A 26,841-nucleotide genomic window follows, 5' to 3' on the forward strand; every position below is an offset into this window, starting at 1 on the left:
TTGTCTTCGATGCGAGGCCATTCACGCGAGGTAATCCATGAATCATCGCGCCGTGATCCACGATCAGGAACTGATCCGCTCCGCGTTTCCCGAATGGGACACGCTTCATCGGGCCGTGACTTCGCCTGACGTGGTCCCCGTCATTTTTGATATCGCGTTCGACTGGCTGAGCATCGCGCTCGCCATGCTGACCCTGCATCGCTTGGGATGGATGTCGGCGCCTGCGGCGGTTGCATGGATTGGAAACCGGCAACGTGCACTGGGCAACCTGCTTCACGACGCTGCCCACCGCAACTTCGCCCGATCAGCTCGCATCAATGACGCGCTTGCATGCCTCTTGATCGCGCCGGCGCTGTTCAACAGCCTTGCAGTTTACCGGGAACTGCACGCCCATCATCATGCGTGGCTGGGTGACCCTACGCGCGATCCAGACTATATCGCCGTTCGTTCGAAGCCGGGCGACCGCTGGTCGCAGCCGTTTTTTAAGGTTGTGTTCGCGCCAGCGGCATGGTTGAGCTCGACGTTCGGACACCTGCATCTGTCGACGCTTACATGGATGCAGCGCTTCGCCATCGTAGGATGGTGGTGCGCCGTACTGGGTGCCATGACGCTTCTACGGGGCGTGCATGTGGCGGCACTTTTCTTCGGTATCTGGCTGCTGGCAAGAGCCACCATCTTCCACGTGATCACCACATTCCGGGAGCTGTGCGACCACTTCGGCCGACAGCCCGGCGGTATCTTCAGATACACACGCGACGTGTCTTCCCGGAGCCTGTGGCGCTGCGTCATCCATCCGCATAGTAACGGCTACCATCTGACGCATCACCTGATGCCCGCGATTCCCTATCACCGCCTTTCTTCCGTACATCACCGCCTGCTGGAACTGCCTGCCTTCGCCCGTACGGCGCGAGTGTGTCGTATCTACTTTCTCGGACCCGACGCGGTCGTGCGTGAATGGGAAGTCGAAGGAGGAGCCAACAATGTTGCAGCGTAACCTTGGCGCGATGCACGTCGCCGCCCTGCTCGTCTCGGCAAGCTACGGCGTCGCGTTCCTGCTCGGTTCCGGCGAGATGGCAGTCCATTCCGGAATGGCGGGCAGCCTGTACGCGATCATCACCGCACTGGGAATGCTCGCGCTCGCGGTTGTCGCGCCGACGCTCTGGCGAGGACGCGAACTGATCTGGGATGTGTTGGGCGAGCACTACGGTCCGGTGGTACGCAAGCTCGTAGCGCTGCTGTCACTCATCTGGATGGCCGGCGTGCTGGCCGCCCAGATCCACGGCGGTATCGCGGTGCTGGTCGCCGTCGGACTCCCGGCAACGCATGCACTGGCGGTGATTGCGGCGACATTGCTGGTCATGTCTTCCATTGAGCTCGGCATGGCCGCCATGCTCTTTGCGTGCTGCCTGTTGGCAACGAACCTCGCGCTCGTACATGCGCTGGTGGCTTCGCACGGACTGACCGTATACCTCCATGCGTGGCCGTCCTTCCTCCAGGAGACACACGCCGCGCCACGCGCCGAGACGCTGGTAACCATCGCTGCAGTCGGGTTTCTGGTGATCACAGGATCGGACTATCAGCAGTTCGTCATCGCGGCGCGCCGACCGCGCGATGCGTGGCTCGGCTGCGTACTGGCGAGCCTTCTCCTCATGGTGACCGGGTTTCTCCCGGCCGCAACGGTCGTCGCAGCGCTTCATGCCGGCAAGCTGTCCGGCCTGACGGACACCGCGAGCGCGATCCCGTGGATCATGCTGCAAACCGGTCGATCAGCGGGGCTCACTTGCATCAGCGTCATTCTGCTTGCCGCGCTTGGATCAGGGACCGCGATCGCGCGTGCGATGTCATCGGCACTTGAGGGCCTGCATGCCAGTGAGGGCCGCTACGGCTACGCGTCGCGCCTGCTAATCATCGCCATCGGGTGCGCAATCGCCACTGATGGTCAGGCGATTGTGTCGACCATCGTTTCGCTCAACGTCGTCTATGTTGCTGCCGTCGGTCTACTGTTCCTCTTCCACGAGAGCGGTCGACAGGTCGCACCGCGCTGCGCGTCAGCGATGCTGCTGTCCGGGGCCATCGTCTCCCTGCTCGTGTCGGCAATGAACTGGACTGGTATCGGGCATCTGCCCGCCTGGTTCCCGCTTCCGGCGGGGCTGTTCGCCTCCGCCTGCGTGCCGGTCGCATGGCAGTTTGCCCCGCTTCTCGGCCGTGTCAGGTCATAGAATCGCCCGCTCACTCGAACACGCCCGGCTCGGGCGCCTGCGTGTTGACCATGTCGCGACCGACCGGCGCCAAAGCACCACCGCGGCGAATCGCAACGGCCCGTCAACTGGCGCCCTCGCCCTTCGGCGCCGGCTGAACCAAGCTGCGCCGCGCCGCGGCCATGACCAGTGCGCTGATCGTCGCGAGCGGCTCGGGCTCCTCCTCCCAGTGATGCCAGTACAGATCGATCAAAAGATCGTGCGCGGGCGCGAGCGCGACCAGTCTGCCGCTGCCGATCAGCGGTTCCGCCTGCATCGCGGGCACCAGCCCGTAGCCGAGCTCGTCTAGGATCGCATTGAGCAACGCCACAGGCGAAGGAAAATAGTGCCGCGGATACCGGCCGACCGTCACCCCGAAATACGACGCGAAAAACGCATCATGCAGCGCGTCCTTCCGATCGAACAGGATGGCGGTGGCCTCGAGTGCGCCCGGCAAGGTCAGGCCACCGGCGAAATATTCGCGCTCAAATCCGGGAGTGGCGACACACTGGTAGCGCATCTGCCCGACCGGCGCGGCCACGAAACGATCGACAACTGGTTCCGGTTGCGTGGACAGAAAGCCCTTGACGTCGCCGCGCGCGAGTGCCTCGAGCGTATGGTCCTGATCGTCCACGACGATCTCGAGCGCCACATGGTGTTGCGCCAACTCGCGCGTGACCGGCTCGAACCAGGTGGCAAGGGAATCGGCATTGACGGCAAGCGCCAGCGCGGTTGTCGCCGCCCGCCCCGGCATGACACGCCGAAGCAGCTCATCCTCGTGCAGCCGGACCGTCATGAAGTGACGAAAGACCTCTTCGCCCGCTTTAGTCGGCAGCACGGCCGGTTCGCGCAGCAGGAGCAGTGCCCCCATCGACTGTTCGAGCCGCTTGACCCGTCGTGTCGCTGCTGCAGAGGAGATGCTCAGCGCACTCGCCGCCTGCGCGAAACTGCGATGTTCGACTACCGCGGCAAATGTTTCCAGCTCCAGCATGTTTAACATAACATCCTCTTCCGAAACCATGCCGGAGCCTCCCAAGCTTATGTGCAGAGCCGCGCCATGGCTTTATACTGCCTCATCCCCGGCTCACTCTACCCCGCGGCAACAATTGCGAGGCGTGTACTGCACCAAACGCGAGCTAACGCAACGTGCAGAGCAAAATCCGACCGTATCTGCTGCACCGAATGAAGATCGGCCAAGCCGATCTCCCCGGCATGAATTCTCCACGTCACATCCTCGCCACAGATGCGGCCGTTCCGACTGACCGCCCAACAACGAAATAAGCGTGACATCAAATTCAGTAGCACCGCTCGTTGTGTCATCGGCGTACCGACGTTTTTTTACCGCTCGTGATATGGCTCGCCTACAAATGACGACCGGCCACCGACAACCCTTAGTTATACGCGGCTAGGCGAGTACCGTGGCTGCATCGCTAGTTCAAGCCCTGTGCGCATGTCCTCGTGCGCGCCATGTGTCCTACATGGCGTTAAACTCGCCGAAGTGTTCAGGGCCGCTCAGCCACACGTCGATCGTCGTAGCCAACTCCTGTCGCCCCAAGCCGCTACAAGCAACTCGACGATGCGAATACGAACTTCGGCGGTTTGCACCTCAATCAACGCACCGAGTGTGCCGGGGACTTGACCAAGCAGATCAACGCTTATAAATGATGTTCACACCTCAAACAGGCGCCAGCGGAGAGATGGTAAGAAGTACTACGCTGCGGTCCAGCCCCCGTCTAACATAAGTGCGCTGCCGGTGACTAAAGAGGACGCGTCGCTGGCGAGGAAAACAACGGCACCCATCGTCTCTTCTATACGTCCCACGCGCCCAAGGGCGATTTTTGACGTGACCCAGTTTCTGAATCCAGGCTTCTCGAACATATTCTGGGTAAAAGCCGTTTCGATGAACGTCGGGCAGACTGTGTTCACCCTGATCTGCTGTGGTCCCAGTTCCCATGCGAGCGCCTTCGTCATGCCTTCTATGGCGTGCTTGGTCGCACAATAAACAGTTCGCCCCGGACTTCCGACGTGACCCATTTGCGAGGAGACGTTGACGATGGAGCCAGGCTTTTTTGCGTTAAGTAAGCCTTTTGAGACGGCTCGTGAGACGTAAAACGTAGCCTTCACGTTCAGCGCTATAACTGCATCAAGATCCTCATCTGTGACGTCAACAAGATTCATGGGTCTATTCATTCCGGCACTGTTGACCAGCACATCGAACGGGCCGAGCTCGTTGATTGCCTCTGAGACACGAGCTGAATCGGTAATGTCGAGAACCATGGCGTCGGTTACCCCACCTGCTGCGTTCAGAGCGTCGCAAGCAGCCTCAATTTCTCCTGCTGTCCGGGCTGCTAGCGTCACCCGCGCGCCCGCTTGGGCAAGTGCAGCTGCGGCAGCAAAGCCAATGCCTCTTCCTGCGCCGGTGACTAGCGCAGCTTTACCATCAAGCCGAAATGATGGGATGGTGGGTACCATTTCCATTCCTATTGATAGGTTATAAATTGTATCTATCTCACGAGCCAAAATAATTGCGGGACAACTTTGGGTCAGTATCGGGTTTTAACGTCTCGAGCTTGCTGCGCATATCTGCTGTCAACGGAGCAGGCCTTCGCATTTTATCGTTCAGGTAGGTATCAACGAATGTGACATGTGTAACGCCATTTGTACTCATTGCGAAAAAAGATTGATACCGCAGGCGACACTCGTATTGCAGACTTTGACTATGCCGAGCCTGAAGCTGAAAAGGTCCGGAAAACAGACCTCTTCAAGTACTCGCAGCCAGTACTTATCACCAATCCTATAACTTCACAGCGACTCGGATCCCGCACGTTTTGTCAAATTAGCCGCGGTATCGCACCATGTATAATGCACCGCGTTGTTCACACGCCCATGGTTATCGAAGTCCTTTCGTTTAGTATTGAATTGAAAAAACCAGCGCAAGATTCTGTGGGAGCGAAGCGCGGTGCAGGTCATGGCCATGCTGAGGTCAATTATTTATGCAGGAACGGCCGTGCCATACGGTACATTTCGGTGACCATAGCGCCGCACGCGAATGTTTGCCTGCTCTCCGTGTGCGATCATGCCTTCAATGGCACACAGGCGTGAGCAATAGGATCCGATCAGCGCGCTTGCTTCGTCGGTCAAGACTTTCTGATACGTGCAGGTCTTAATGAATTTGCCTACCCAGAGACCGCCTGTGTAACGAGCAGCCTTGCCTGTGGGCAACGTGTGGTTCGTGCCAATCACTTTGTCGCCGAAGGCGACGTTGGTTCGAGAACCGAGGAACAGTGCGCCGTAGTTCTTCATATTCTTCAAGAAGTAGTCTGGATCGCGCGTCATCACTTGCACGTGCTCGGATGCGATGCGGTCCGCTTCTGAAATCATTTCGTCCAGAGTGTCGACGACAATGACTTCCCCGTAATCACGCCAGGAAACACCGGCGGTATTGGCTGTCGGCAGAATCTTCAGGATCCGCTCGACCTCTGCAAGCGTGTCCTTCGCCAGTTGCAACGAGTTGGTTAACAGAACAGCGGGAGTGTTGAAGCCGTGTTCGGCCTGGCCCAACAAGTCCGTTGCACAGATTTCAGCATCAACGCTGTCGTCCGCGATAACGAGGGTTTCCGACGGACCTGCGATCAGGTCGATGCCAATGCGCCCGAACAATTGGCGCTTTGCTTCGGCAACGTAAGCGTTGCCCGGTCCCACTACCATTGCGACGGGGTCGATGCTTTGGGTGCCAAGTGCCATCGCAGCAATCGCCTGAACGCCACCAAAAGTGTAGATTTCGTCAGCACCGCCGAGATGCATGGCCGCGACGACGGCGGGGTTTGGCTTGCCTTGAACAGGAGGCGATGCTGTGATGATGCGCGGCACGCCCGCTACCTTTGCGGTTACAACACCCATGTGCGCAGATGCGACGAGCGGGAACTTGCCGCCCGGCACATAGCACGCCACGCTGTCGACCGGCATGTTTTTATGACCCAGGACGACACCCGGGAGTGTTTCAACCTCGACATCCCGGATCGAGTTGCGCTGAGCTTGCGCAAAGTTGCGAACTTGAGCCTGTGCAAACTTGATATCGGATACCTCACCATCGGACAATGAGCGCACGCAAGCGGCGATTTCAGCTTCCGAGAGACGGAAACTTTCAGGCGACCAGTTGTCGAACTTCTTCGACAGTTCCGCTACAGCTGCATCGCCACGTTGTGAAACGTCTGCAAGGATGCCAGTCACCGTGTCACGGACCTTTGCAGCCTCCTGCGTGGACTCCTCGGTGCTGCGGCCGCGCTTAAGAATTTGAATTGCCATTTGCTGTCCTGTCGAAGGTTGGTAATCAGGTGCTTCCCCTTGCGGGAAGACTTGCGTTGCGATGGGTGCAAATTTAGCGCAAACTGTTATGCAAATGCAGTGCAACTTCTACAAAGTTACCCTAACGGGCGCGTCTTCGACAATTTGGGGCGCGGCCCCTTTAAAATGGACGCAGAAATGTCAGTGCAAACTCTTGTACAAAAATCCGGGAGGACGCGCGAGGCAAAGGTCCGATTGGAAGATGTGGCGAAGCGGCTCGGCGTTTCTGTCGCGACAGTGTCTAGGTCCTTGGCAGGCCATCCTGCGATCAGCAGCGAAACGCGTGGGGCGGTGCGAGCGGTCGCCTCGGAACTGGGGTACCGCATCCCAACTCAGGGCCGACGGGGGAAGAAGTCTTCGACAAAGCTAATCGGTGTGGTTGTCGGCGCGCTTCATAACCGTTTCATGACGTTGTTGCTGACCCATCTGCACGATGCACTGCAGGAGCTTGGTTATCAGATGACGCTCGTCATTGATTCGATGAACGATTCCCAGAACCTGCAGGCTTTGCGACCGCTCATTGAAGGATATCTGGACGGGTTGATTTTCGCCACAGCGACTCTTGACTCCCCAGTGATAGCTGAGATGCAGAGGCGTGCGATCCCATTGGTGCTGGTGGTGCGATCGGTCGATGACGTCAGAGTTGATACCGTGGAGATCGACAACGTTCATGCCGGTGCGGTTGCTGCAGAACACCTGTATCAGCTGGGGCACCGACGCATTGGACTTGTCATGGGTCCGCAGAACACTTCCACCAGCCGGGATCGCGCAAAGGGAGCGTTGACATATCTCGCCGATATTGGGATATCTTCAGAAGCGGTAACACTCATGTGGAGTGATTACACGACGGAAGCTGGCTATTCCAGCGCGATGGCCATATTCAACGAAGCGGATCCAGTCACGGCAATTGTCGCAGGGAACGACACGATCGCGTTGGGTGTCCTGGAGGCCGCCGCGCGTCGAGCGATCAAGGTTCCTGAACAGCTTTCAGTCATTGGATTTGATGACATGCCGCTTGCGGGTTCTCCGTTGGTTGCATTGACATCAATTCGGCAACCCGTACGCGCGATGGCGCGCACAGCAGCCCGTCGTCTGATTGACCGCATTCGTGCCGGCGGTATGGGTGCTCCGGTTCATGATGTTTTGCCAATTCAGTTGGTCCGGCGTGAAACTACGGGACCTCGACACGATGGCGCGTAGTAAGGCGAACGGATGCCGCGTCGTGCGGGTACTGCGTATTGACATCGATTTTGAAGGAGTCAACTTGACTACGTTTGGCAGTTTCTCGATGAGTTATGCCGCACGTGCGGCGTCGAGACCAGGCGAATCGCTGTAGCCAGCCCCCTGCAGTCTCTCCAGCTCGCGTAATAGAAGGCTATTGTGGATCAAGTGAACGATGCAGGTCTGCAGCGTGGTCGCTGGAAACACGACAGCCAGCACTTCGGGCATGCCTTTGACGCCATCGGTCACGGCGATCAGGAGATCGTCGACGCAGCGTGTCTTGAGATCGTTGAACACCTTCATCTAGAACTTGGCGCCCTCACTGTTCTCGATTCACAGGCTCAGGATATCGCGTGTACCGTCGGACAGAATGCCGAGCGCAAGGTAGATCGCCTTTTGCACACCACGGCGTCGTCGCGGATCTTGATCGCAGCGAGTCGAAGAACGCCACCGGATACATCGGCTCAAGCAGCCGGTCCTGTCATGCCGTCACTTCGGCCATGATCTCGTCGGTGACCGAGCTGATGAAATCGGGTGAGACCTCGGTGCCGTATTGTTCCAGCAAAAAGCCTTGAATCATTTGATCGAGCGGGCGCTGAGTGGTGAGAGGAGTCATCATCTGGGCCATCCGCCCGTCGCCGTCAAACATGCCGCCGTAACCAACTAGCGCAAGGCGCCGGCCCCAGTACAGCCCTGACCTAAGATGGTCCGATTCGGTCAGCGTCGCGGCATTGAGTGCTTCGTCCGTCATTGGACCATTGCCAAACTGTTCAAGTGAGCGTGAGCACGTAAATCGATGGGAATTCGGGGCGTTTTGAGCAGCTTGCGTGATGTAGCGGAGGGGATCTCCCTCAGGCATCTTGCACAAACGACGCCCAGGGGAGAGTGAGCGTGAGCACGTAAATCGATGGGGCAATGATCAAGATAAATGATGTTGAAGGGGCCAAGTAAAACGGGGGCGATGATGCCCCCGCTGTCGTTTCAGAACGGCTCGTCGGCCGGCCGATGCGGCGGTTGTTCCGGACCGGGGTACCACGCTCGCGATAGCGCCGGATCTGGGTCGCGTAGGCACGGCTGAACCATAGATACAGATCTTCAATGAAGAACTGCATCATGTAGGCAGCTTCATCGGAGAGCTCAGGCAATGGCAAGCGTCGAGAGACATCGGTTTGGTGAGTTGGTGTTCTGCGGGACATGTCATCTGGCTCCGTTGGATTGACGCGCTGGCGTGCGGCGCGAGGACTGTGTTGATGGTGCAAAGACCTCGAAGTACAGCTTCTCGTCGAGTTCGGGCAGTTCGCGCTGCGCGGCGGTAGTGAGCAGTTCATTGGCGAGCGTAGTAAGCACGCGATAGTTGCCCAGCGCGTGTTCGCATAGCGTGTGGCGCAGCGGCGGCGTCATCAGCTGTGGGGCGCCGGCACTGGTGAGCAGATGATCGAGGCAGGCCAGCAGATCGTCGGCCGAAGCCTTCTCGCTCGCCAGGCGCGAACGGATGCGACTGCCCAGTGGCAGCAGTTCGTCGCGCCGCAGCTTGTCGGTCAGGCGGGTGTCACCGGCGAGCACCACGCACAGCAGGGGCTGCGAATCGAAGCGGGCGCTGGCCATGAGCCGCAGTTCGTTGAGCACGCCGGGGCTCATCTCCTGCGCTTCGTCGATCAGCAGGATCGGACGACGGCGCGTGCTCTGCAGGTGCGACAGCCACCGATCGCGCAGCGACCTGAAGCCACCCCAGCGGTTGTGCGGTTTGAGTTCGAGGCCGAAGATGTCGCCCATCTCGCGATAGAAGTCGGCGAGGTTGCTCTGCGGATGATTGATTGAGACGACCGTCAGATCGGTCAGACGCTCGAGCTTCTCGGCCAGCACGCGCATGACCACGCTCTTGCCGGTGCCGGGCTCGCCGTGGATCATCGCGAAGCCGCCTTCACGCACGAGCGCGTTCTCGATGCGCCAGCAGAAGTTCTCGACACGCGGCGACACGTACAGCGCTTCGAGCGGCAGCTCCGGCGAGAACGGGTTCCACTTCAGGCCATAAAGGGCCTGCAGACGCTGGCTCATACCCCCTCCTGCCAGTCAACCCAGGCCGGCGGCAGGCCGGTCGCGGCATGTTCAGCCAGCATCTGGCGCAGCAGCGGCGCAATGCCGGGCGCGCTGGCCGGTGGCGGCTCGACATTGACGGCATCAAGACGACGGCGCTGGCCGTCGGCATTGGCGGCCTTGTCCAGTGGCCGCAGCGGGCACAGCACGGCATCGCTGTCGGGGTCGACCATATCGACGCGACTCAGGTCCCAGCGCGCGTAGCGCAGGCGCACGCGCGGCAGGTGCCGGTAAGCCGAGGGGATCTCGAAGCGCGTGCCGGCCAGGCTCACGGTGCCGTCCGAACGCCGCTGGGTTCGTGTGACGTCGATACGGAATGCTGCGCGCAGCGCGTCGCTTGCGGGGCACTCGCGCCGCACGTCGGGACCGGCCAGGTAGCGTTTGAGCGGCGTGCCGCCGATCTCGGAATGATGCGCGTGATGGTACTCGCGCTCGATCCAGGCGTGGGTGGCCTGATTGAGCAGCTCGAGCGTGAGATTGGGCTCGCCTTCGAGCATGGCTATCACGCGCCCCTCTATGCGCGCCCAGAACGTTTCCTGCTTCGCGTCTGGTACGGAGAATATGGCAGCGTCGTCTGGTGCAGCACACCCAGCGCGAGCAGCCCGGCGGTCGTCTCCTCGGCAAGCATTGCCGCGCCGTTGTCGGTCATCAGCGCGCGTGGCAGCCCCCGGCGCTGGAACGCCTGGGTGAGTCCGTGAATCAGGCTGCGTGCAGTCTCGTCGAGAAACCATTGCGCGTGACAGACGACGCGCGAGCGGTCATCGATCACGCACAGCAGCATCGGCGTGATCCATTCGCCGTCACTCATGAGCAGCTTGCGCGAGCCGTGATGGAAATCGAGATGCCAGAGCGCATTGACGTGCTCGACTTCGAAGCTGCGGACCTCGAGCTTCTCGAGACGATCACGCGCGAGCATCGCGCCGGTGCTCGTGTGTCGGGGCTGGCGTTCCCGGAACAGGCCCTGCGCACGCATGTAACGGCGCACGGTCGTGTACGACGGCAGGTTCTGCGCACCGAGCGTGACCTTGAGGTTGTCGAAGTGCAACTGGCAGGTCCAGCCGGGGTGGTCGCGGTACTGCGTGCGGATCGCCTGTACCGTCTGCGGCGACAGGCTTGCGCCGGCGCCGTTGGGGCGCTTGCGGTTGCGCAGCCTCGCCACCGGGTCGTGTGGCGCCTTGCGGGCCTGATAGAACCATCGTTCAATGGTCGAGCGGCCGAACTGGATATCGTCGCCAGTGACGGGATGACGCCAGCGTCTGGCGGCCAGCGCGGTGATGAGTTCGCGCAGTTGCCCCGACTCGGGCGGTGCTGCAAGCAAGGGGCCGACGATCGCAAAGCGCAGGCGTGCCCAACGATCCCGCAAGGGTAAATCGTGAAGTTCAGTCATACGTTCTCCAAAGATGCGGCGCAACGCGCCGCGATTCAGGGGAGAGGCGAGACTACAAGCGCTGTTCGGAGGGGGCGAGCAACAAGTTCTGCGGGCGGTTACCGTCCCTCACGCAGGATGCTCACGGCACTGCCGCTGGTGAGCGGCGAGAGCCAGCGCAGCAGGCATGGCAATGGTTCGGCAGGCTGCGTGGTAGCGAAGCGCTCGAGCAGGCTTGCCGGCACCTGTGCGATCTCGACGGGCGGCACGAACGCCGCCCGTCCGAGCGACCAGAATGGTGTGCCGACGAAGCCGGTCGTCCACCAGTGCTGCCATCGCGCAATCGTCGAGCGCGGTACGCCCAGCGCATCGAGCTGGCGCATTGCCACAGCCGTACCGGCGCTGGCACGCGTGGCGCTGACGACGATCATGATTGCGGCGGTGTAGACGCGCCGGCCGAGAAAGCGCACCGAGAATGGCGTGGTGCGGCAGCGACAATCAGCGCAGCAGAAGCTGTAGCGAAAATCGCAGTGGCAGCGGGCGTCGTGTGAAATTCCGCGCGGCTTGCGCGGGTAGCGGGCGCTATGGAGTACGCCACCGCAGCGACAACGCTGCGCGCGGGTCTGTTCGGCGTAGTCCTGATCGATAAGTAGCAGCAGGCGATAAAAGTTGGGGTTCTGGATACTCACGTGGCACACTGCGGGGGTCTCGAGTTCTGGCAGACAAGAGACTCTCCCCTGGGCGTCGTTTGTGCAAGATGCCTGAGGGAGATCCCCTCCGCTACATCACGCAAGCTGCTCAAAACGCCCCGAATTCCCATCGATTTACGTGCTCACGCTCATCGTACGCGCGCAAGGACCAGGCCGAGACCAGCGTCCTGTTCGAGCTGATTGCCGAGAGGTATGAGCGCAAAAGTCTCCTGATAACGGCCAATCAACCGTTCTCGGGCTGGAATGCCGTGTTCCCTGACCCCGGCATGACGGTCGCCGCCATCGACCGGCTTGTGCATCACTCGACGATCTTCGAGCTCAACGTCGAAAGCTATCGCCGCCGCAAGGCCGGCGACAAGCAGAATGCACGGCGGCGTCAATTAAACGATGACAACCCGTTTAGCAGCCAGTTGCCGGAAGACGGCAACGTTACGCAGTAGCGGTGAGCGTCAACTACGCCATCACGCAACGACAACTACGAAGGAGGAACGCCAAATATGACCTGATACCCAACGACAACCCCGTTGACCGGCCAAAATAGTTGTCGCTGACCGGCGCATTGACTCAGGCTTTTTGTTACCGAGCTAGGCTCGTTGCCTCAAGTATTTTGCTACCTGTCAGACGGCTGGCGGGGGCGACTAATGACGAGGCGGCTCAGCATGACAACAAGACGGGAATTGACTGAGGCAGTTGGCGAGCGGTACCGCCGTTCTGACCGGAACGAGAAGCGCCAGATCCTGGACGAATTCGTTGAATTGACGGGTTATCACCGTAAGCACGCGATCCGTGTGCTGTGTCGAGAGCTGCGACCGCCGAGGGCGAAGCCAGGCCCGCAGCGACGCTATGACGATGAGGTGCGTGCCGCGCTGATTACCTTATGGGAGGCTGCCGACCGGATCTGTGGTAAGCGGCTGAAAGCGCTTATCCCGACGCTGATCGACTCAATGACACGGCATGGTCACCTGTCGCTAGCGAAGGGCGTGCGCCAACGGCTCAAGCAGATCAGCGCCGCCACCATTGACCGGCTGTTGCGGGATGTGCGCGAGCAAGCCTTCAGCGGCAAACGCCGACGCGCTGGCGGAGTCGGCAATGCGATTCGCCGTGCTGTGCCGATCAGGACCTTCACTGACTGGAACGACCCGCTGCCCGGTTATCTGGAGATCGATTTCGTCGAACACTGCGGTGGCACCAAGATCGACGGCGATTTCGTACACAGCTTCGTGATGACGGATATCGCGACTGGCTGGACCGAGTGTCTCGCTATGCCTTTTCGCAGCGGCGCGCTCGTCCTCGAGCACGTCGAGCGGGTTAGCGAAGCCTTACCGTTTCCGTTGCGTGGTCTGGACTGCGACAACGATAGCGCTTTCATGAACGAGGCTGTCTTTGACTTCTGCAAGGCAACGGGTATCGAGCTGACGCGCTCACGTGCATACAAAAAGAACGACCAGGCGTGGGTCGAGCAAAAGAACGGCGCCATCGTGCGTCGCCTCGTTGGCTATGGCAGGCTACGAGGCCTCGAAGCCACGGAAACCCTTGCCTCCCTTTACCAGGTGTCGCGGCTGTACATCAACTTCTTCCAGCCGTCCTTCAAACTTAAATCGAAGACTCGTCACGGCGCCAAGGTGACGAAGCGCTATGAGGCGCCGTTGACGCCGCTTGAGCGCGTCCTGCGGTCTGCCTCTATTCCCGAGGCAACCAAACGCAGCCTTCGCGCGCGGTTTCGTACGCTCGATCCATTGGATCTGCTGCGTCGAATGCGCGAAGCACAACAGCGCGTCGCAGAATGCAGCGCTTCCGGTGGTGTGCCGACGCAGACTAAGACAGCAACTGAGGTCCCACTCGCGGACTTCCTGTCAAGTCTTGGGACAGCGTGGCAGGGCGGCGAGATTCGACCGACGCATAACCGCAAAGCGCGCGTCCCACATGACTGGCGCACTCGCGAAGATCCGTTCGAACATACTTGGCCGAAGATACAAGAATGGCTCGAAACCGAGCCCGGCATCACGGCAAAGCAGCTATACGAGCGCCTCACAGCGATGGCTCCCACCCTGTATTCCGGCGCTCAACTGCGCACCCTGCAGCGCCGGGTGAAAGCGTGGCGATCGAATCGAGCGAGGGAGCTGGTGACCCGGATACTCAGCGGCGCCGACGCCGAAGTGGTGAAGAAGGCTGACGCTGCTACGCAGCGCCAGCCTTCTTCACCACAAAACGATTCGTCGGTGACAGTTAGCCGGGAGTAACATCATCCCGTGAGGCAACACGACCGGCCACGCTGCTTGACGCTTATATGAACGCCGCCCGGCTTGCAAGGTAATATCGCTGTGATGTTAGACGAGGATTTGGTTGCAGGCTTATACATGGCCTCGTCCCGTTTGCCAAACAATCTGTTCTACGGCGAGCAGGTGCTGGATTGCATATATACATTCGGCCTTTCTGTGGCACGCGTGTGCCCGGCCCCAATGGATTTCGCCCGGCGACTCCTACTTATATCCACGGCTTCGAGAGCCCTAAGACTGCGCAGGTTTTGTCACCGACGGTCCGACCTGTTAGCCATTGAATCAGATTACTTGTGCAACCAGTGAAGAGGTAAAACCACTGCTACTATCCGACCGACACTCCGCTCATACCGGCGATACGTACTCTACACCGCGTGCGAGCAATACCCAGATCGTCCTGGCAATCTTGTTGGCAAGCGCTACGACCGCGATGTTTGTTCCCCGTCTCGCCTGCACCTCAAGTATCCATCGCGAGAGTGCGTCCGTATGCTTTACAGCTTGCTGGACGACCGATCTGGCGCCGTGTACCAGCAGCATGCGCAAATATCCGTTACCGCGCTTGGTGATACCGAACAGAAGATCCTTGCCGCCTGAGGAGTGCTGGCGTGGCGTCAAACCCAGCCACGCCGCGAACTGCCGACCATTTGAGAACTCGGAGGCGCTTCCCGCAGCGGCGATGACGGCGGTTGCGATCATCGGCCCGACCCCGCGAATCTTTTCTAGGCGCTGGCTTGCAGGCGATGCCCTGTGCACGTGATGAATCAACTCATCGTACCGGGCGATCTGCTTATCCAGCAGGACGAGTCTCTCGTACATATCTCGCATCATTGACCGAGTCAACCCTGTCAGCTCGTTGCATTCGTCGTCGATAATCGCGGGGAGTTGCGTCCTTATTTTTAGAGGTGTTTGGGCAATGACCACACCGTATTCAGCCAGCAGGCCTCGAATCTGATTGATTTGTGCGATGCGGTCTCGCATCAACAGACTGCGGACGCGATGCATGGACTGGATATCTTGCTGCTCAACGCTGTTGACTGCGACGTAGCGCATGGTCGGGCGGGACGCAGCTTCGACGATCGCCTCCGCATCGTTGCGGTCATTCTTCTGGGATTTTACGAACGGCTTGACGAATCGCGGAGCGATGATCTGCACGTGATGCCCCATCGCCGAGAAGCGGCGAGCCCAGTAGTGCGCCCCACCACAAGCTTCCATCACGATCCGGCAACAGGGCAGAGCAACGACTACTTCGAGGAGCTTGCTGCGGCTGACTCGTCGGCTCAACACTGGGTGGCCTCGCTCGTCGACGCCGTACAGCTGGAAAATGTTTTTTGCCAGATCGATGCTCAGCAACGAGACGCTCATGACGGCCTCCGCTCATACGTGGATCAGGGAGTGCTCATACTGCCATACCCTCTGATGGCGATCGTTTGCGTTCACGCATCGGAGGTGGGACGAGGCCATTCCACTATATCCGGCATCTGCAGGGTTAGCCTGCCTGCCCTGATGGAATTCGCCAAGAACGACCTCTGCTATCTAGCGCGCTCGGAGCGCTCAGCGTCAATCAGGTTTGCGTTCTTGCGGACCAACCTGTCTTGCCATCACACCGTTATTGCCCTTCGCAACCTGTCTGCGGATTTGTGTTTAATGCAACGGTATTTCAAGCCTTCATTTGTGACGTATAGTCTTTCTGATAAGCACTTTCGTGCGCGAGTAGCGACCACGCTGTTCGTGCCATCTTGTTTGCCAACGCGACGGCAACCACGTTCGTTGGCCGACGCAGAGATAATTGCTCACACCAGGCTCCCTTGCTTTTGCTCTTGAACATGACCGCTCGCGCTCCGTGGATCAGCAACATTCGTACATAAGTATCGCCGCGCTGATATGACTCCCGATGTCAATCGGGATCGGTTTTCAAGATTCACTCCATGTTTAGAGCAAATTTCCTGAGGGCAGCGTAGCAGTAAATCTCGACGGTGGATCAAGCTGATATTCGCGGATTGGTTACCGCATTACAGAGGTCCGTCTCATGAGCCTGCCGCTTCCTTACTACGCAAGTCGACTGATGTCGTTGCCAAACGCGGTCGCGGGTTACTCGAATACCGGGCCGCGCCGCCTTCAGGAAACTTTCGATGGTGGTTGGATTTCGTCAGTTACCTCCTTCGTCTATGCCACTTGTTCGTCGGGCTGTACAGCCAGATTCATCCCTAGTCGACCGACGTCCCAGATGAAGGCAGCCAGTTCGCGTGCGACAGCGATGATGGCGACGTGTGCGGTCTTCCCTCTGGCGACGAGCTTACGATATCGCCTACACAGCCTCAGTTGCGCATCCCAGGCACGATCGATAATCGGTTTGGGTAGACCTTCATGACGGCGCTGGATATCGATGCTCACGCGTGCCGGATGTCGATAGCTCCAGGCAGATTCAACCAACAGCTTGCGTGCATAGCTGTTGCCGGTCTTGGTAATGCTCCCTTGCCGTCGCTTTCCGCCTGATGAATGCTCCGAGGGCGTCACGCCAATCCAGGCCATCAGTTGCCGTGGATGTTCGAAACGCGTGAGGTCACCCAGTTCGGACACCAGGCCGATCGCCGAGGTGAAGTTGATTCCGCGCATCGCTTGCAAAGCAAGGACAACTGGATAGAACCGCCAACTGATGACGGCTTCATGCAAAGCTAGTTCCAGCCGCTCGCATTGCGCGAGGCGGTCCTCAATGGTGCGCCGATGTTCGTTGAATGCCAGTTGCTGCCAGGCGCTGTCGAACGAGAACGTACTTAACCAGCGCCTGTGTGTCGGCCCCCAGTTGGGACGGCCGAGATAGTGGACGCCGTGGGCCAGCAGGAAAGATTTAAGCCTGCAGCGTGCCGCCTTCAGATCTTCCCTGGCAGCCGACCAGGCGCGGGCCAAGTCGCGGAACGCTTCATCTTCAACCGTTGGCACGTGCACGGCTGACAGGTCGCCGGCGCGCAGCGAGCGCACCAGCTTGATCGCGTCACGGCGGTCCGTCTTGACGCGATCACCTGGCTTGCGTGGAATGAGCGATGGTGCGCAGACCATGCAGTCAAAGCCTTTATCGACCAGCCGTCGGTACAGGCCGTACCCACACGGGCCCGCTTCATAGACAAAGCAGATGTGCTGCGCCTTCGGCTGCAGCCGCTTGCACAACCGGTCAACATCAATCTGCATGGTGCCGACCTTGCCGAACAATTCCACGTCTCTCATCCCGGTCGCATAGGCGACCGTGATCGAATCCTTGTGGACATCTAGTCCCACATACAGCGTGCTATCGTGTTCCATGCTGGCCTCCGCGGCGGAATACACCGTTGAGTGGCGGCTCCGTCGCCACTCAATGCGGCTCTGGCAGCCATGCTAACCCGCGCATACCTCCTCGCGGCGGCCAGCCTAGCCGCACGGGAGTCATACTGACTTGCTTATCCCGCCCAATCGTAATTTGCCGCCTGTACCACTTTGCCTGGGAACCAGGCCGAGGTATGCCGCGAGTTCACGGCCGGATTTGAAAGCAGCTGGATCGCCGATCGTTGCGACAAGAGCTGTCGCCGTCAATGGTCCGATACCTGGAATGGAAGTGACCCGCTGACAGGCTGCCTCTTGTCTTTGCCAAGCTACGATTTGTCTCTCGAGTTTCCTGATCTCGCCATCGATCAGATCGATGTGGTGAAGCTGGTCGCGCAGTGCATCGAACAATACACCCGGAACGACCTGTTCGATTTCATGGAGCCGCTCTCGCACCTCCGCCAGACCGACGACGCGACCCGCTTTAAGGGTCACCCCGAATTCGTACAATAGGCCACGTAGTTGGTTAACCTGCATGGTGCGCGACTTGACTAGCAGTGAGCGCATACGATGCAGGGCAAGAATGGCCTGCTGATCGGCCGTCTTCGGTGCTACGAATCGCATGCCCGGCTGCTGTGCTGCCGTCCAGATCGCACGGGCGTCCGTTGCATCGGTCTTGTTATTCTGGACGAATGGACGGATGAACCGGGCGTGCAGCAGCACGACCTTGTGACCGAGCGCCGCAATTTTGCGTGCCCACCAGTGGGCGCTCCCGCAGGCTTCCAAAGCGACGCATCCGGCCGCTCGGTGACTAAAGAATTCTATAAGTTGTTGCTTCGTGAACCGCCGGTTCGCGACCTCGCCAGTTTCCACTTCGACCCAATACAGCTGGAATGCGTATTCCACGCAAAACGAACAGCCAAACCACACCAAAGCGAACGCCGATTCCACGGCAAAGCGAACACGGATTCCACACCATCGCGAACAAACAGGACGCAGCGACGCGGGAGCTTTGCCTTTTTACTCGGACTCAGTCGTTGCAGTCAACGAGCTTCGCGTCTTGCGCATCGATTCACCGTCGAGCGTAAGGCGATGGGCGTTGTGTACAAGCCTGTCGAGGATCGCATCCGCGACAGTCGGTTCGCCTATCGCGGCATGCCAGTTGTCGACCGGCAACTGCGATGTCGCCATCGTAGAACGGTTGCCGTGGCGATCGTCGAGGACTTCGAGCAGGTCACGTCGCGCGGAGGCGCTCAGCGGCGTCATCGCGAGATCGTCGAGGATCACGATGTCCGTCTTCGCGAGTTGCGCGAGCCAGCGCGTGTAGCCGCCACTGCCGTGCACCAGGGCCAGTTCCTCGCTGAGCTTGGGCATGCGCAGATACGCGACTGAGAAGCCCTGCCGGCACGCCTGAACGGCGAAGGCGCAAGCTAACCAGCTTTTCCCGAGCCCGGTCGGCGCAATGAGGATCAGATTCTGCTGCCGCCGAACCCATTCACAGGTCAGCAGACGGGCGGTGAGCGCGCGATCAAGGCCGCGGACCGTGCGATAGTCGATATCCTCGGGAGATGCGTCAGCGAACTTTAGTTTTGCGCGGCGAAGACGCGCGGTTGTCTGTCGCGACTCCCGTTCGCTCGCTTCGCGCTCGACGAGTAGTCCGAGACGCTCCTCGAAGCATAGCCGGTCGATGCCCTCTTGGGCCTGCTGTTCGGCAAGGGCGGCAGCCATGCCGCCCAGACGAAGCGCATACAGTTTATCGACGGTCGGATGGTGAAGCATAAGAACTCCGTTTGATCTCAGTGATAGTAAGAAGGACCGCGCACGTTGGCGTGCACGAGAGGAAGGTCGGCCTGGACAGAAGCCTTTTCGGGCTGCCTGTCCAGACCATTCTTGAGCGTCGAGGCAATGAACTTGTAGTTCGGCGCTTTCAGATCGATGGCGCGACGGCAGGCGGCCTCAAGCCGGCCACGTCCGTAGTCCTTGCCCATCCGCAGTACGCCCAGGCAGGCGCGGTATGCCTGCTGTGGATGCTTGCGCGCGTCCAGCAGGTGGTCGATGACGGCGGCGGTGTGCGGGCCGATGTCGGCGGCCCAGTTGCGCAGCCGTTGCGGATCGCAGCCCTTGACGACCGCCTGATGTTCAGGCGGCATGTGCGCGTCGATGGTCGTATGGAAGCGACGGCGTGCGCTCTTGCCATGGGCGGCAATGCGCTGACCGCGATGGAAGATTTCGACGGTGTTGGCCGTGACGCGTACATTGACCTGTTCGCGCGCGTACCGGTACGACACCGAGTAGTAGTGCTGGTCCACTTCGACGTGATAGTCCGGACCGACGCGGGCCGTGATCCATTCCGCGTACTGGTAGGGCTTCGCAGGCAACGGCCGCAGCGCCGGACGGTCGAACTCCTCGAACGCGCTGCGACGACTGCCCGGCAGTTTCTTGAACGGCCGGTTGTTCAGCTCCACAAGCAATGCAGCGACGGCGCGGTTGGCCGTGTACAGACTGAAGAAGCGCTGGTTGCGCAGCTTGGCAAGAATCCATCTCTGCGCCAGGAGCACCGAGAGCTCAGCTTTCGCTTTCTCGCAAGTCAGCAACTGTCTGTCATGAGGAACGTCACGTAGTCAAAGGCGCGTCCTTCGAGATTACCCACCCATTCCACCCAGCACGTGGAAATCACTTTGTCCTGGTGAGTCGTAAGCAGAACTGGGGTGAAGATCGCGTGATGTATTACGACGCACACAAGCGTCTGTGCTCGGTGCTGGCATCCTGGACCGATGTCCCGGAGCCAGATCTGTTCGCGCAGGCCTCCGGTGGACATTCCTGGTTTAGGACTGACGACCTGCTTCGATTACGTGCGCTCGTCGACGATTTGTTGGGAGCGCGTGATGTCAAATAAATTTCGCCGCTTACGTAAGAAGAAATATGCCGATATAGAGATGTTCTTGGTTCTGACTCATCAACACTGCCTCAATTTTTACGGGGAAATGACCGCATCGTATAGCGTACACCAGATCACTGAGATTTTTGACAATTCGAACAAAGCGGCGTATTTTAGTTTTCGTTTCGTCAACGAGAGATCATGTAATGACCAAGCCACCGTCAAAGCGCGATCGACTACGCGAACTTGGTGCTCTCAATCCTCATCCCGACCGAATACGGGCGCCATGGTTTCGATCGGGCGATTTCTTCGACCCCGACGACCTTGTTCAGGTCAAGTACGAGATGTTGCGTCATGTTCGGGTCGATGGCGCTTCCAAGGCCGAGGCGGCCGCCCTGTTCGGAATGTCCAGGCCGACCTTCTATCAAGCGGAGAGCGCCTTCGCGAGCGAGGGGCTGCCAGGGTTGCTTCCGAAACAGCGTGGGCCCAAAGGCGCGCACAAACTCAACTCGGTGGTCATGGCGTTCATCGAGGAGCGTCTACAGCAAGACGGCAGCCTTCGCGCTCGCGCGCTTGCGCAGGAGATCGAAACCTGGCTGGAGCTTTCGATCCACCCACGCAGTATCGAACGTGCGTTAGCACGCAAAAAAAAACCGTAGACGATTCGCCGCAATTCCGTCTGCCATCGTCAGCGCTTGCTCGTTACGAAGCGCTACGGGCCGACCTGCTCGACACAGGTCCTAACTCAGAAGGCCACGCGGCCATACGCTTTCATGGCCTGTTGCACGGGCTGGCGATCCAACGCCCGGACGCTTCGCGCATCGAGGCTCCCACTCCAACCGTGCCTGCTTCCAACTCAGTGCGGGATAACGGCGCGCTTGTTCGCGTGCTCGCCAACCTCGTACTGCGCACCCACGAGGAGCTTGCCCATGTCTACTAACTCCGCTCTGAAGGTCACCGCTGAACATCTGCGGCGTGATGCGTTCCTCTACGTTCGACAGTCGTCACTTCGCCAGGTATTCGAGAATACCGAGAGTACGAAACGGCAATATGCGCTGCGCGATCGTGCCGTTTCGCTCGGATGGCCGATCGAACGTATTCACGTCGTCGATAACGATCTCGGTATGTCCGGTTCCAGCACCCAGGGGCGAGATGGCTTTCAGCACCTTGTCGCCGAGGTCGCCAATGGTCACGCCGGCATCGTGCTGGGATTGGAAGTATCGCGTCTTGCGCGCAATAACGCAGACTGGCATCGCCTGATCGAACTCGCATCGCTCACGCAAACTTTGATTTGCGACGAAGATGGAATTTACGATCCTGGTCAATTTAACGACCGCCTTTTACTGGGCTTAAAGGGCGCCATGAGCGAGGCCGAGCTTCATGTTCTCAAAGGCCGGCTACAAGGTGGCATCAAGAACAAGGCACGCCGGGGCGAACTGGAAGTGCCGTTACCCATAGGGCTTGTTTATCACCCGAACGGCTCAGTGGTTCTCGATCCTGATCAACAGGTCAGGGGCGCGCTGCAGTTGCTATTCGATACGTTTCGACAGGCTGCGTCAGCTACAGCCACGGTCAAGCGATTTCGCCAGGAAGGCTGGCTGTTTCCGCGTCGCATCCGCCGGGGGATTGGCAAGGGAGATCTGATTTGGGGGCCATTGGAGCACTGTCGCGTTATTCAGATATTGCACAACCCCCGTTATGCCGGTGCCTTCGTATACGGTCGCACACGCGGAGCATATCGTCAGGGACGCAAATCCTTCGGACTTAAGGTTGACCGCGAGAACTGGCAGGTGTTAATCCAGAATGCGCATCCCGGCTTTATTGATTGGGACGAGTTCGAACGCAACCAGGCGACGCTTAAGCAGAATTTAACGGGATTCGGGCGCGATCGACGAGGCAGCATGCCACGTGAGGGCGTTGGGCTCCTGCAGGGGCGCGTCGTGTGCGGATTGTGTGGCGCACGCATGCGTGTACGGTATCAGGTCGTCGGTAATAAACTCGAACCCTACTATATGTGCACGGAGAACCCAGTGCGCCGTGCCAGCAAACCCTGCCAATCGGTTCGTGGAAGTGCCATCGATGACACGATAGGCTCGCTTCTATTAGAGAGTGTCGCACCGGCTGCTCTCGAGGTCGCGCTAGCTGTAGAAGACGAGATATCCGGGCGCGTCAAACAGGCCGCCGATCAACGTCAGAACCAACTGGCCCGAGCTCGCTACGATGCCGAGCTCGCGCGTCGTCGATATATGAGTGTCGATCCGACCAACCGGCTTGTCGCTGACACGCTCGAAGCGGACTGGAACGAACGTCTACGTGTGCTGGACGGCTTGCAACAGGAGAACGAACGACTCCAGAAGGCCGATCATAAGCTGTTAAGCAGCGATGCGCGAACCAAGATTCAGTCGCTCGCCGAGGACTTCCCTCGTGTTTGGAATGATCAGCGAGTCGTGCCGCTCGAGCGCAAGCGCATGGTCGCTTTGCTCATCGAAGACGTCACCCTGGTCAAATCCGAACGCGTCGCAATCCATGTACGTTTTCGCGGCGGCCGAACTACCTCATTGGAGATCGATAAGCCCAAGCCTATCGCACTGATTCGAAAGACGCTACCGGAAGTCGTTGCGAAGATCGACGAACTTCTCGAAACCGGCTCGGACCGACAAGTCGCAGAACAGCTTAATGCGCTCGGCTATACAAACTGGAAAGGCGAAACGTTCACGCACAAGAAGGTCTACCTCGTACGCACCGCCTACCGGCTCAAGAGCCGGTTTGAGCGCCTGCGCGAACGCGGCATGGTGACAGCCAACGAACTCGCCGCACAACTCGGGGTCTGTCCGACTAGCATCCACCTATGGGCCCGGCGCGGGCTGTTGCGTCAGCATCGCTACGGAAATCTGCATCGCTGTCTCTATGAGCCCGTCGGCGACGTCGTCCTGGTCAAAGGCCAAGGGGGTCGCTACAGTTCGACTCAACCGACGTTTATCGCTGTTCCACCAACCGCACAAGGTGCAGTATGAAGCGTATGCCTTATCGCGGGGCTTTCTCGCACGCGCAGGGATGACGGCCACGGAATAATACGATGCCATCTCCTGGTAAGTCGGGTTGATCTCCGGCTCGTAGAAGTTCGCTTTGCTCACGCCCGAGCGAAGGTTGTCGGGTACCAGGACCTCGCATAATCCGTCATAAAATGCGAAGGCGCGCACGTGCGAGCCAATCCAGTCAGGCAACTGTTGCGTCCATGTGAGCTCGGCAAACGTATAGCCCGAAACGCCCAGCGCCGCGACGAACAACTCCGCCTCGCGGATCTCACCGGTGTCGGGATTGACAATGCCGAGCTTCTTGCCGCTGTAGTCGACGAACAGCTTCTGGCCCGGCACATGGGTCTGTCGCAGCGTCACCGGCAGTCGTTGTGCCCATTCCTGATAAGCCTTGCAGAACCAGCTATAACCATAGCCGTCAGGGTGCTGCGCCCTGTATTCCTGCCACAGCAGATCGAGCGTCACGCCCGGCTTGCCGATCTCGCGATGCACCGTTGGCCAATGCGGCATGCCGCATGGCGGCTCGCGCTGCGTGGGCGGCGGATAAAGACGTGCTTCAAGGGCGACGTCGTCAGTCTGCAGCTCTGCCGGCAACGGCCAGCTCAGCCCCGCCAGCCTTGCGCGGCGCAGATACTGCCACACCGTCGAAGTCGAGGTGCCCATCGCCTGGGCGATCTCGCGATGGCTGCGGTCGCACTCGAAATGCAGCCGCAGTACTTCTCGAATCTTGCGCATGGTCAACCTGGTATTTGCCAATCGGCACCCCGACAAAAAATGCCGAGGATGCCACCGTTGACCCGCGTCGCTGCGACAGCGCCTTACTGTTCGCTTTCCCGTGGAAACCCTGTTCGTTTTGCCGTGGAATCGGCGTTCGCTTTGCCGTGGAATCCGCGTTCGCTTTCGCGTGGAATCCGCGTTCGTTTTGCCGTGGAATATTCAATACGTGTCTCCAGAAGTGGATAGTGTGCTCGTCGTGATGGATGGAGCCGCTGCAAAACTCACAGAACTGCAGAATGCGACGTCGTAGGAGTGGCACAGACTTGCGGATCAGCAGACGCGTGACCGATAAGGGAGCCAATCGCAACCGGTCCTCCGCGAGGATCGCGAATGTGCCGGACGCCGCGATGCGCGCCAGAGCCTCTCCCCAATCGAACCGGCTGTTGCTACTGCGCCAGTGAAACCACCGAATTTCCAACGCCGGCGGCAAGCATCAAAACGCATTTCACCTTTGGCTGCGAGTCGCACACCCCGACACGCTATATCGCCCTGCTGAGCCGAAGGATATCCGGTAACCCGAAATCACCGACCTCGGGTCGGACAAAACCGCGCGCGACAGCAATGCTGACTGCTATCTGGTAAGCGACAGTTCGTTCACGCAGCAGAGCATTCAACCCCTGCGCGAGAATCTCCCAATCTGACGCTGACAGTCCATCCGGTTTTGCAGGATTGACTTTCGACATGAATGAGCCTCCAATGCAGATTCGATCTGGACAGATCGACCACGCTGATTCGCCATGAGGTTCCTTTCCTCATCCTCAGTAATAGATGAGAGGTGGTAGACCTCATCGAACCACATGATTCTGAAGCTGCGTATCGTCTGGACTTGGGCTCTCATGGCCCGTTTCCTTTTGCCGAACGATTGCATTTATTGCCCGGTACGCAAACACGATAGCCGGTCCGATCGTAATGCCGGCGCCGGGATAGATTCCGCGCATTGGGGACGTCATGTCGTTCCCACATGCAAACAGTCCATCAATCGGCCAGCCTTCGACAGACAGCACCCGGCCGTCAGTATCGGTCTTGAGCCCCACCGCGGTACCGAGGGTGGCCGGCAAAATACGCAGGGCGATGAAGGGTGCTTTCTGTATCGGTCCGAGATTCGGGTTCTTCGTGCCAACAGCCGGATCGCCCAGTGTCCGGTTGAACGCTGACTCGCCTCGCTGAAAGTCTGGGTCAATGCCTCTGCTGGCGTTGTGGTTGTGCTGATCAACCGTCGCCTGGAGGACATTTGGCTCAATTCCAATCTGCAAAGCAAGATCCTCGATAGTCGAACCGGTCTGGATGTATCCGAGCTGCTCGTATTTGCGGAGGGCAAGTGTCCATGGCCAGGGCAGGATATGGCCCATTCCCCGCTTCAGGATGAAATCGTGATCGCAGATGAAGAAGAACCGATCATCTTTCGGGTAGCCATGGTCGAACATTGCGAGGCAGATGTCGTGGTATGAGTTCGACTCGTTGACGAACCGGCGCCCATCGGGCCCAACCGCAATGACGCCGGGCCGCCCGCGGTCCAGCCAGCCATAGGGGACCGTTTGTTGCTTCCCGTTTTCACCAAGCAGCGACACTGGGGTCCAGAAACCCGCGCTGCGCACCTCAGTATCGACTGAGGCGCCAGCCTGGAGAGCCAGGTTGATGCCATCCCCGGTTACGTCAGGATGCGTCAGAGTCTGCTCGTGGGAATGCAGGCCGCTAAGTTCGGATCTGAGCACCGGATTCCTGGCGAATCCACCGGTGGCCAACACAACGCCGTATCGCGCGTTGACCTTGACGGCGCCAGACGGCCTCTCCACGACGCCACCGATCGCACGACCATTCCTGATGATGAGTTCGCGCAGCGATGCACTGGTCCAGATGGTGACCTGCCGCTGACGCAGACTGACGAGGAATCGCGCGATCAGCGCATTGCCGCCACTCAGTTCGGTCCCCCGACGAAAGCGCATGCGGTCGGCCGAATAGCGACTCACCCTGCGAAGCACGTGCCGGAGGGCCTTCACAGACCGAAACGGATTGAGGAAGTTGTTGATCTCACTGGACGAGATCATCATGCCACCGAGCACAACGCGGATCGGATCGCCGATGAGTTCAAAATCATCCTTGAGCAGCCGACCATCAAACGGGACGGGCGACAACGCGCGTCCCTTGTCGACACCTCCCGGCCGGGCAGAATGATAGTCAGGTGCAGCAGCAAGTGCGAAGCGTACCTCGGTATCCTTCTCCAGCTCCGAAATCGCCTCCGGGCCGTCGTTCAGCAAGGCTTCGATGAAGTCCGGACGATAGAAATGGCCCAGCTCCCCTTTCAGATATGTGCGCGCCTGGTCTAGTGAGTCCTTGATGCCAGCCTTGACTGCCTGCTGCGAGCATGGAATCCAGATCATGCCGTTGGACAACGCCGTCGTGCCGCCCAGACGTTGCGATTTCTCGCAGACGAGCACGCTGAGTCCCTGCCTTGCAGCGAAGAGGGCCGCAGACAGGCCAGCCGCGCCACTACCGATGACAAGGAGATCGACATCCTCCTCCTTCTGCGGTGCTGACTTTGATGGAGTCTGTATCTGACGTAACGTTGTTGAATTGCTCATCATGACGGGCTCGGATGTAAACAGTAGATCGGG

General features: G+C 59.3%; 17 protein-coding genes and 7 pseudogenes. 8 read left to right on the forward strand and 16 right to left on the reverse strand.

Translation table 11 applies throughout. The features are described 5' to 3' along the window. Positions 1-37 precede the first annotated feature (37 nt). Together BPHY_RS36725 and BPHY_RS36730 are read left to right on the forward strand one after the other, a co-directional pair. Positions 38-994, forward strand: a complete 957-nt coding sequence (locus BPHY_RS36725; protein ID WP_012406540.1) for a fatty acid desaturase — start codon at positions 38-40, stop codon at positions 992-994. Next, on the forward strand, positions 981-2,219 hold the full coding sequence (locus BPHY_RS36730) for an SLC5/6 family protein (RefSeq protein WP_012406541.1): 1,239 nt from the start codon (positions 981-983) through the stop codon (positions 2,217-2,219). The genes BPHY_RS36725 and BPHY_RS36730 overlap by 14 nt, the downstream gene beginning before the upstream one ends. A gap of 103 nt (positions 2,220-2,322) precedes the next feature. Here BPHY_RS36730 and BPHY_RS36735 read toward each other — a convergent pair whose 3' ends face one another. The 3 genes from BPHY_RS36735 to hisD form a co-directional block, all read right to left on the reverse strand. Continuing rightward, on the reverse strand, positions 2,323-3,237 hold the full coding sequence (locus tag BPHY_RS36735; protein ID WP_052306265.1) for an HTH-type transcriptional regulator ArgP: 915 nt from the start codon (positions 3,235-3,237) through the stop codon (positions 2,323-2,325). 710 nt (positions 3,238-3,947) lie between these two features. Beyond that, positions 3,948-4,709, reverse strand: a complete 762-nt coding sequence (locus tag BPHY_RS36740) for an SDR family NAD(P)-dependent oxidoreductase (protein ID WP_012406543.1) — start codon at positions 4,707-4,709, stop codon at positions 3,948-3,950. Positions 4,710-5,228: 519 nt separating this feature from the next. Further along, on the reverse strand, positions 5,229-6,542 hold the full coding sequence (gene hisD / locus BPHY_RS36745; protein ID WP_012406544.1) for a histidinol dehydrogenase: 1,314 nt from the start codon (positions 6,540-6,542) through the stop codon (positions 5,229-5,231). 99 nt (positions 6,543-6,641) lie between these two features. On the opposite strand from hisD, the gene BPHY_RS36750 reads away from it, so the two are divergent. Continuing rightward, on the forward strand, positions 6,642-7,781 hold the full coding sequence (locus tag BPHY_RS36750; RefSeq protein WP_233445434.1) for a LacI family DNA-binding transcriptional regulator: 1,140 nt from the start codon (positions 6,642-6,644) through the stop codon (positions 7,779-7,781). A gap of 110 nt (positions 7,782-7,891) precedes the next feature. Here BPHY_RS36750 and BPHY_RS36755 read toward each other — a convergent pair. The 5 genes and pseudogenes from BPHY_RS36755 to BPHY_RS36780 form a co-directional block, all read right to left on the reverse strand. Continuing rightward, a pseudogene (locus tag BPHY_RS36755) lies at positions 7,892-8,634 on the reverse strand (transposase); the annotation flags it as partial. Positions 8,635-8,653: 19 nt separating this feature from the next. Beyond that, positions 8,654-8,998, reverse strand: a complete 345-nt coding sequence (locus tag BPHY_RS43655) for a hypothetical protein (RefSeq protein ID WP_012406546.1) — start codon at positions 8,996-8,998, stop codon at positions 8,654-8,656. Between the two features lies 1 nt (position 8,999). Further along, positions 9,000-9,857 carry an ExeA family protein gene (locus BPHY_RS36765; protein ID WP_012406547.1) on the reverse strand — a complete coding sequence of 286 codons (858 nt, stop codon included), beginning with the start codon at positions 9,855-9,857 and terminating at the stop codon, positions 9,000-9,002. Then, a pseudogene (locus BPHY_RS40780) lies at positions 9,854-11,283 on the reverse strand (DDE-type integrase/transposase/recombinase). Before BPHY_RS40780 ends, BPHY_RS36765 begins: the two are co-directional and overlap by 4 nt. A 98-nt stretch (positions 11,284-11,381) precedes the next feature. After that, entirely contained in the window at positions 11,382-11,951 is a 570-nt protein-coding gene (locus BPHY_RS36780; protein WP_233445435.1) for a hypothetical protein, read from the reverse strand. Positions 11,952-12,106: 155 nt separating this feature from the next. Here BPHY_RS36780 and BPHY_RS40785 point away from each other — a divergent pair. Both BPHY_RS40785 and BPHY_RS36790 read left to right on the forward strand, forming a co-directional pair. Next, a pseudogene (locus tag BPHY_RS40785) lies at positions 12,107-12,412 on the forward strand (ATP-binding protein); the annotation flags it as partial. A gap of 201 nt (positions 12,413-12,613) precedes the next feature. Then, positions 12,614-14,212 (forward strand): integrase catalytic domain-containing protein, encoded by a 1,599-nt coding sequence (locus tag BPHY_RS36790; protein ID WP_012406549.1) that lies wholly within the window; start codon positions 12,614-12,616, stop codon positions 14,210-14,212. Positions 14,213-14,593: 381 nt separating this feature from the next. Here BPHY_RS36790 and BPHY_RS36795 read toward each other — a convergent pair whose 3' ends face one another. The 6 genes and pseudogenes from BPHY_RS36795 to BPHY_RS36815 all read right to left on the reverse strand — a co-directional run. Continuing rightward, on the reverse strand, positions 14,594-15,610 hold the full coding sequence (locus tag BPHY_RS36795; RefSeq protein WP_012406550.1) for an IS110 family RNA-guided transposase: 1,017 nt from the start codon (positions 15,608-15,610) through the stop codon (positions 14,594-14,596). A gap of 295 nt (positions 15,611-15,905) precedes the next feature. Then, a pseudogene (locus BPHY_RS43660) lies at positions 15,906-16,127 on the reverse strand (IS110 family transposase); the annotation flags it as partial. Positions 16,128-16,411: 284 nt separating this feature from the next. Further along, complete coding sequence (locus BPHY_RS36800) at positions 16,412-17,542, reverse strand: IS110 family RNA-guided transposase (RefSeq protein WP_012406551.1); 1,131 nt, start codon at positions 17,540-17,542, stop codon at positions 16,412-16,414. A gap of 129 nt (positions 17,543-17,671) precedes the next feature. Further along, positions 17,672-18,472: pseudogene (locus tag BPHY_RS36805) on the reverse strand (IS110 family RNA-guided transposase); the annotation flags it as partial. Positions 18,473-18,559: 87 nt separating this feature from the next. Then, positions 18,560-19,318: an IS21-like element helper ATPase IstB gene (gene istB / locus BPHY_RS36810; protein ID WP_012406553.1), complete on the reverse strand. Its 759-nt coding sequence runs from the start codon at positions 19,316-19,318 to the stop codon at positions 18,560-18,562. A gap of 17 nt (positions 19,319-19,335) precedes the next feature. Further along, positions 19,336-20,121 (reverse strand): annotated as a pseudogene (locus BPHY_RS36815) (Mu transposase domain-containing protein); the annotation flags it as partial. 104 nt (positions 20,122-20,225) lie between these two features. Between BPHY_RS36815 and BPHY_RS42845 the strand changes: the two are divergent. From BPHY_RS42845 to BPHY_RS40800, 3 genes are all read left to right on the forward strand, one after another. Beyond that, entirely contained in the window at positions 20,226-20,435 is a 210-nt protein-coding gene (locus tag BPHY_RS42845; protein ID WP_012404131.1) for a DUF5372 family protein, read from the forward strand. A 188-nt stretch (positions 20,436-20,623) separates the two neighbouring features. Beyond that, positions 20,624-21,076, forward strand: a complete 453-nt coding sequence (locus tag BPHY_RS36825) for a helix-turn-helix domain-containing protein (protein WP_012404130.1) — start codon at positions 20,624-20,626, stop codon at positions 21,074-21,076. 270 nt (positions 21,077-21,346) lie between these two features. Then, positions 21,347-23,431 (forward strand): recombinase family protein, encoded by a 2,085-nt coding sequence (locus tag BPHY_RS40800; protein WP_012404129.1) that lies wholly within the window; start codon positions 21,347-21,349, stop codon positions 23,429-23,431. A 6-nt stretch (positions 23,432-23,437) separates the two neighbouring features. Here BPHY_RS40800 and istA read toward each other — a convergent pair. Then, positions 23,438-24,208: pseudogene (istA, locus tag BPHY_RS43665) on the reverse strand (IS21 family transposase); the annotation flags it as partial. Between the two features lie 806 nt (positions 24,209-25,014). Then, entirely contained in the window at positions 25,015-26,811 is a 1,797-nt protein-coding gene (locus tag BPHY_RS36840) for an FAD-dependent oxidoreductase (RefSeq protein WP_012406555.1), read from the reverse strand. Between the last annotated feature and the right edge of the window lie 30 nt (positions 26,812-26,841).

It is taken from the genome of Paraburkholderia phymatum STM815, from assembly GCF_000020045.1.
GTDB classification, from domain to species: Bacteria; Pseudomonadota; Gammaproteobacteria; order Burkholderiales; family Burkholderiaceae; genus Paraburkholderia; species Paraburkholderia phymatum.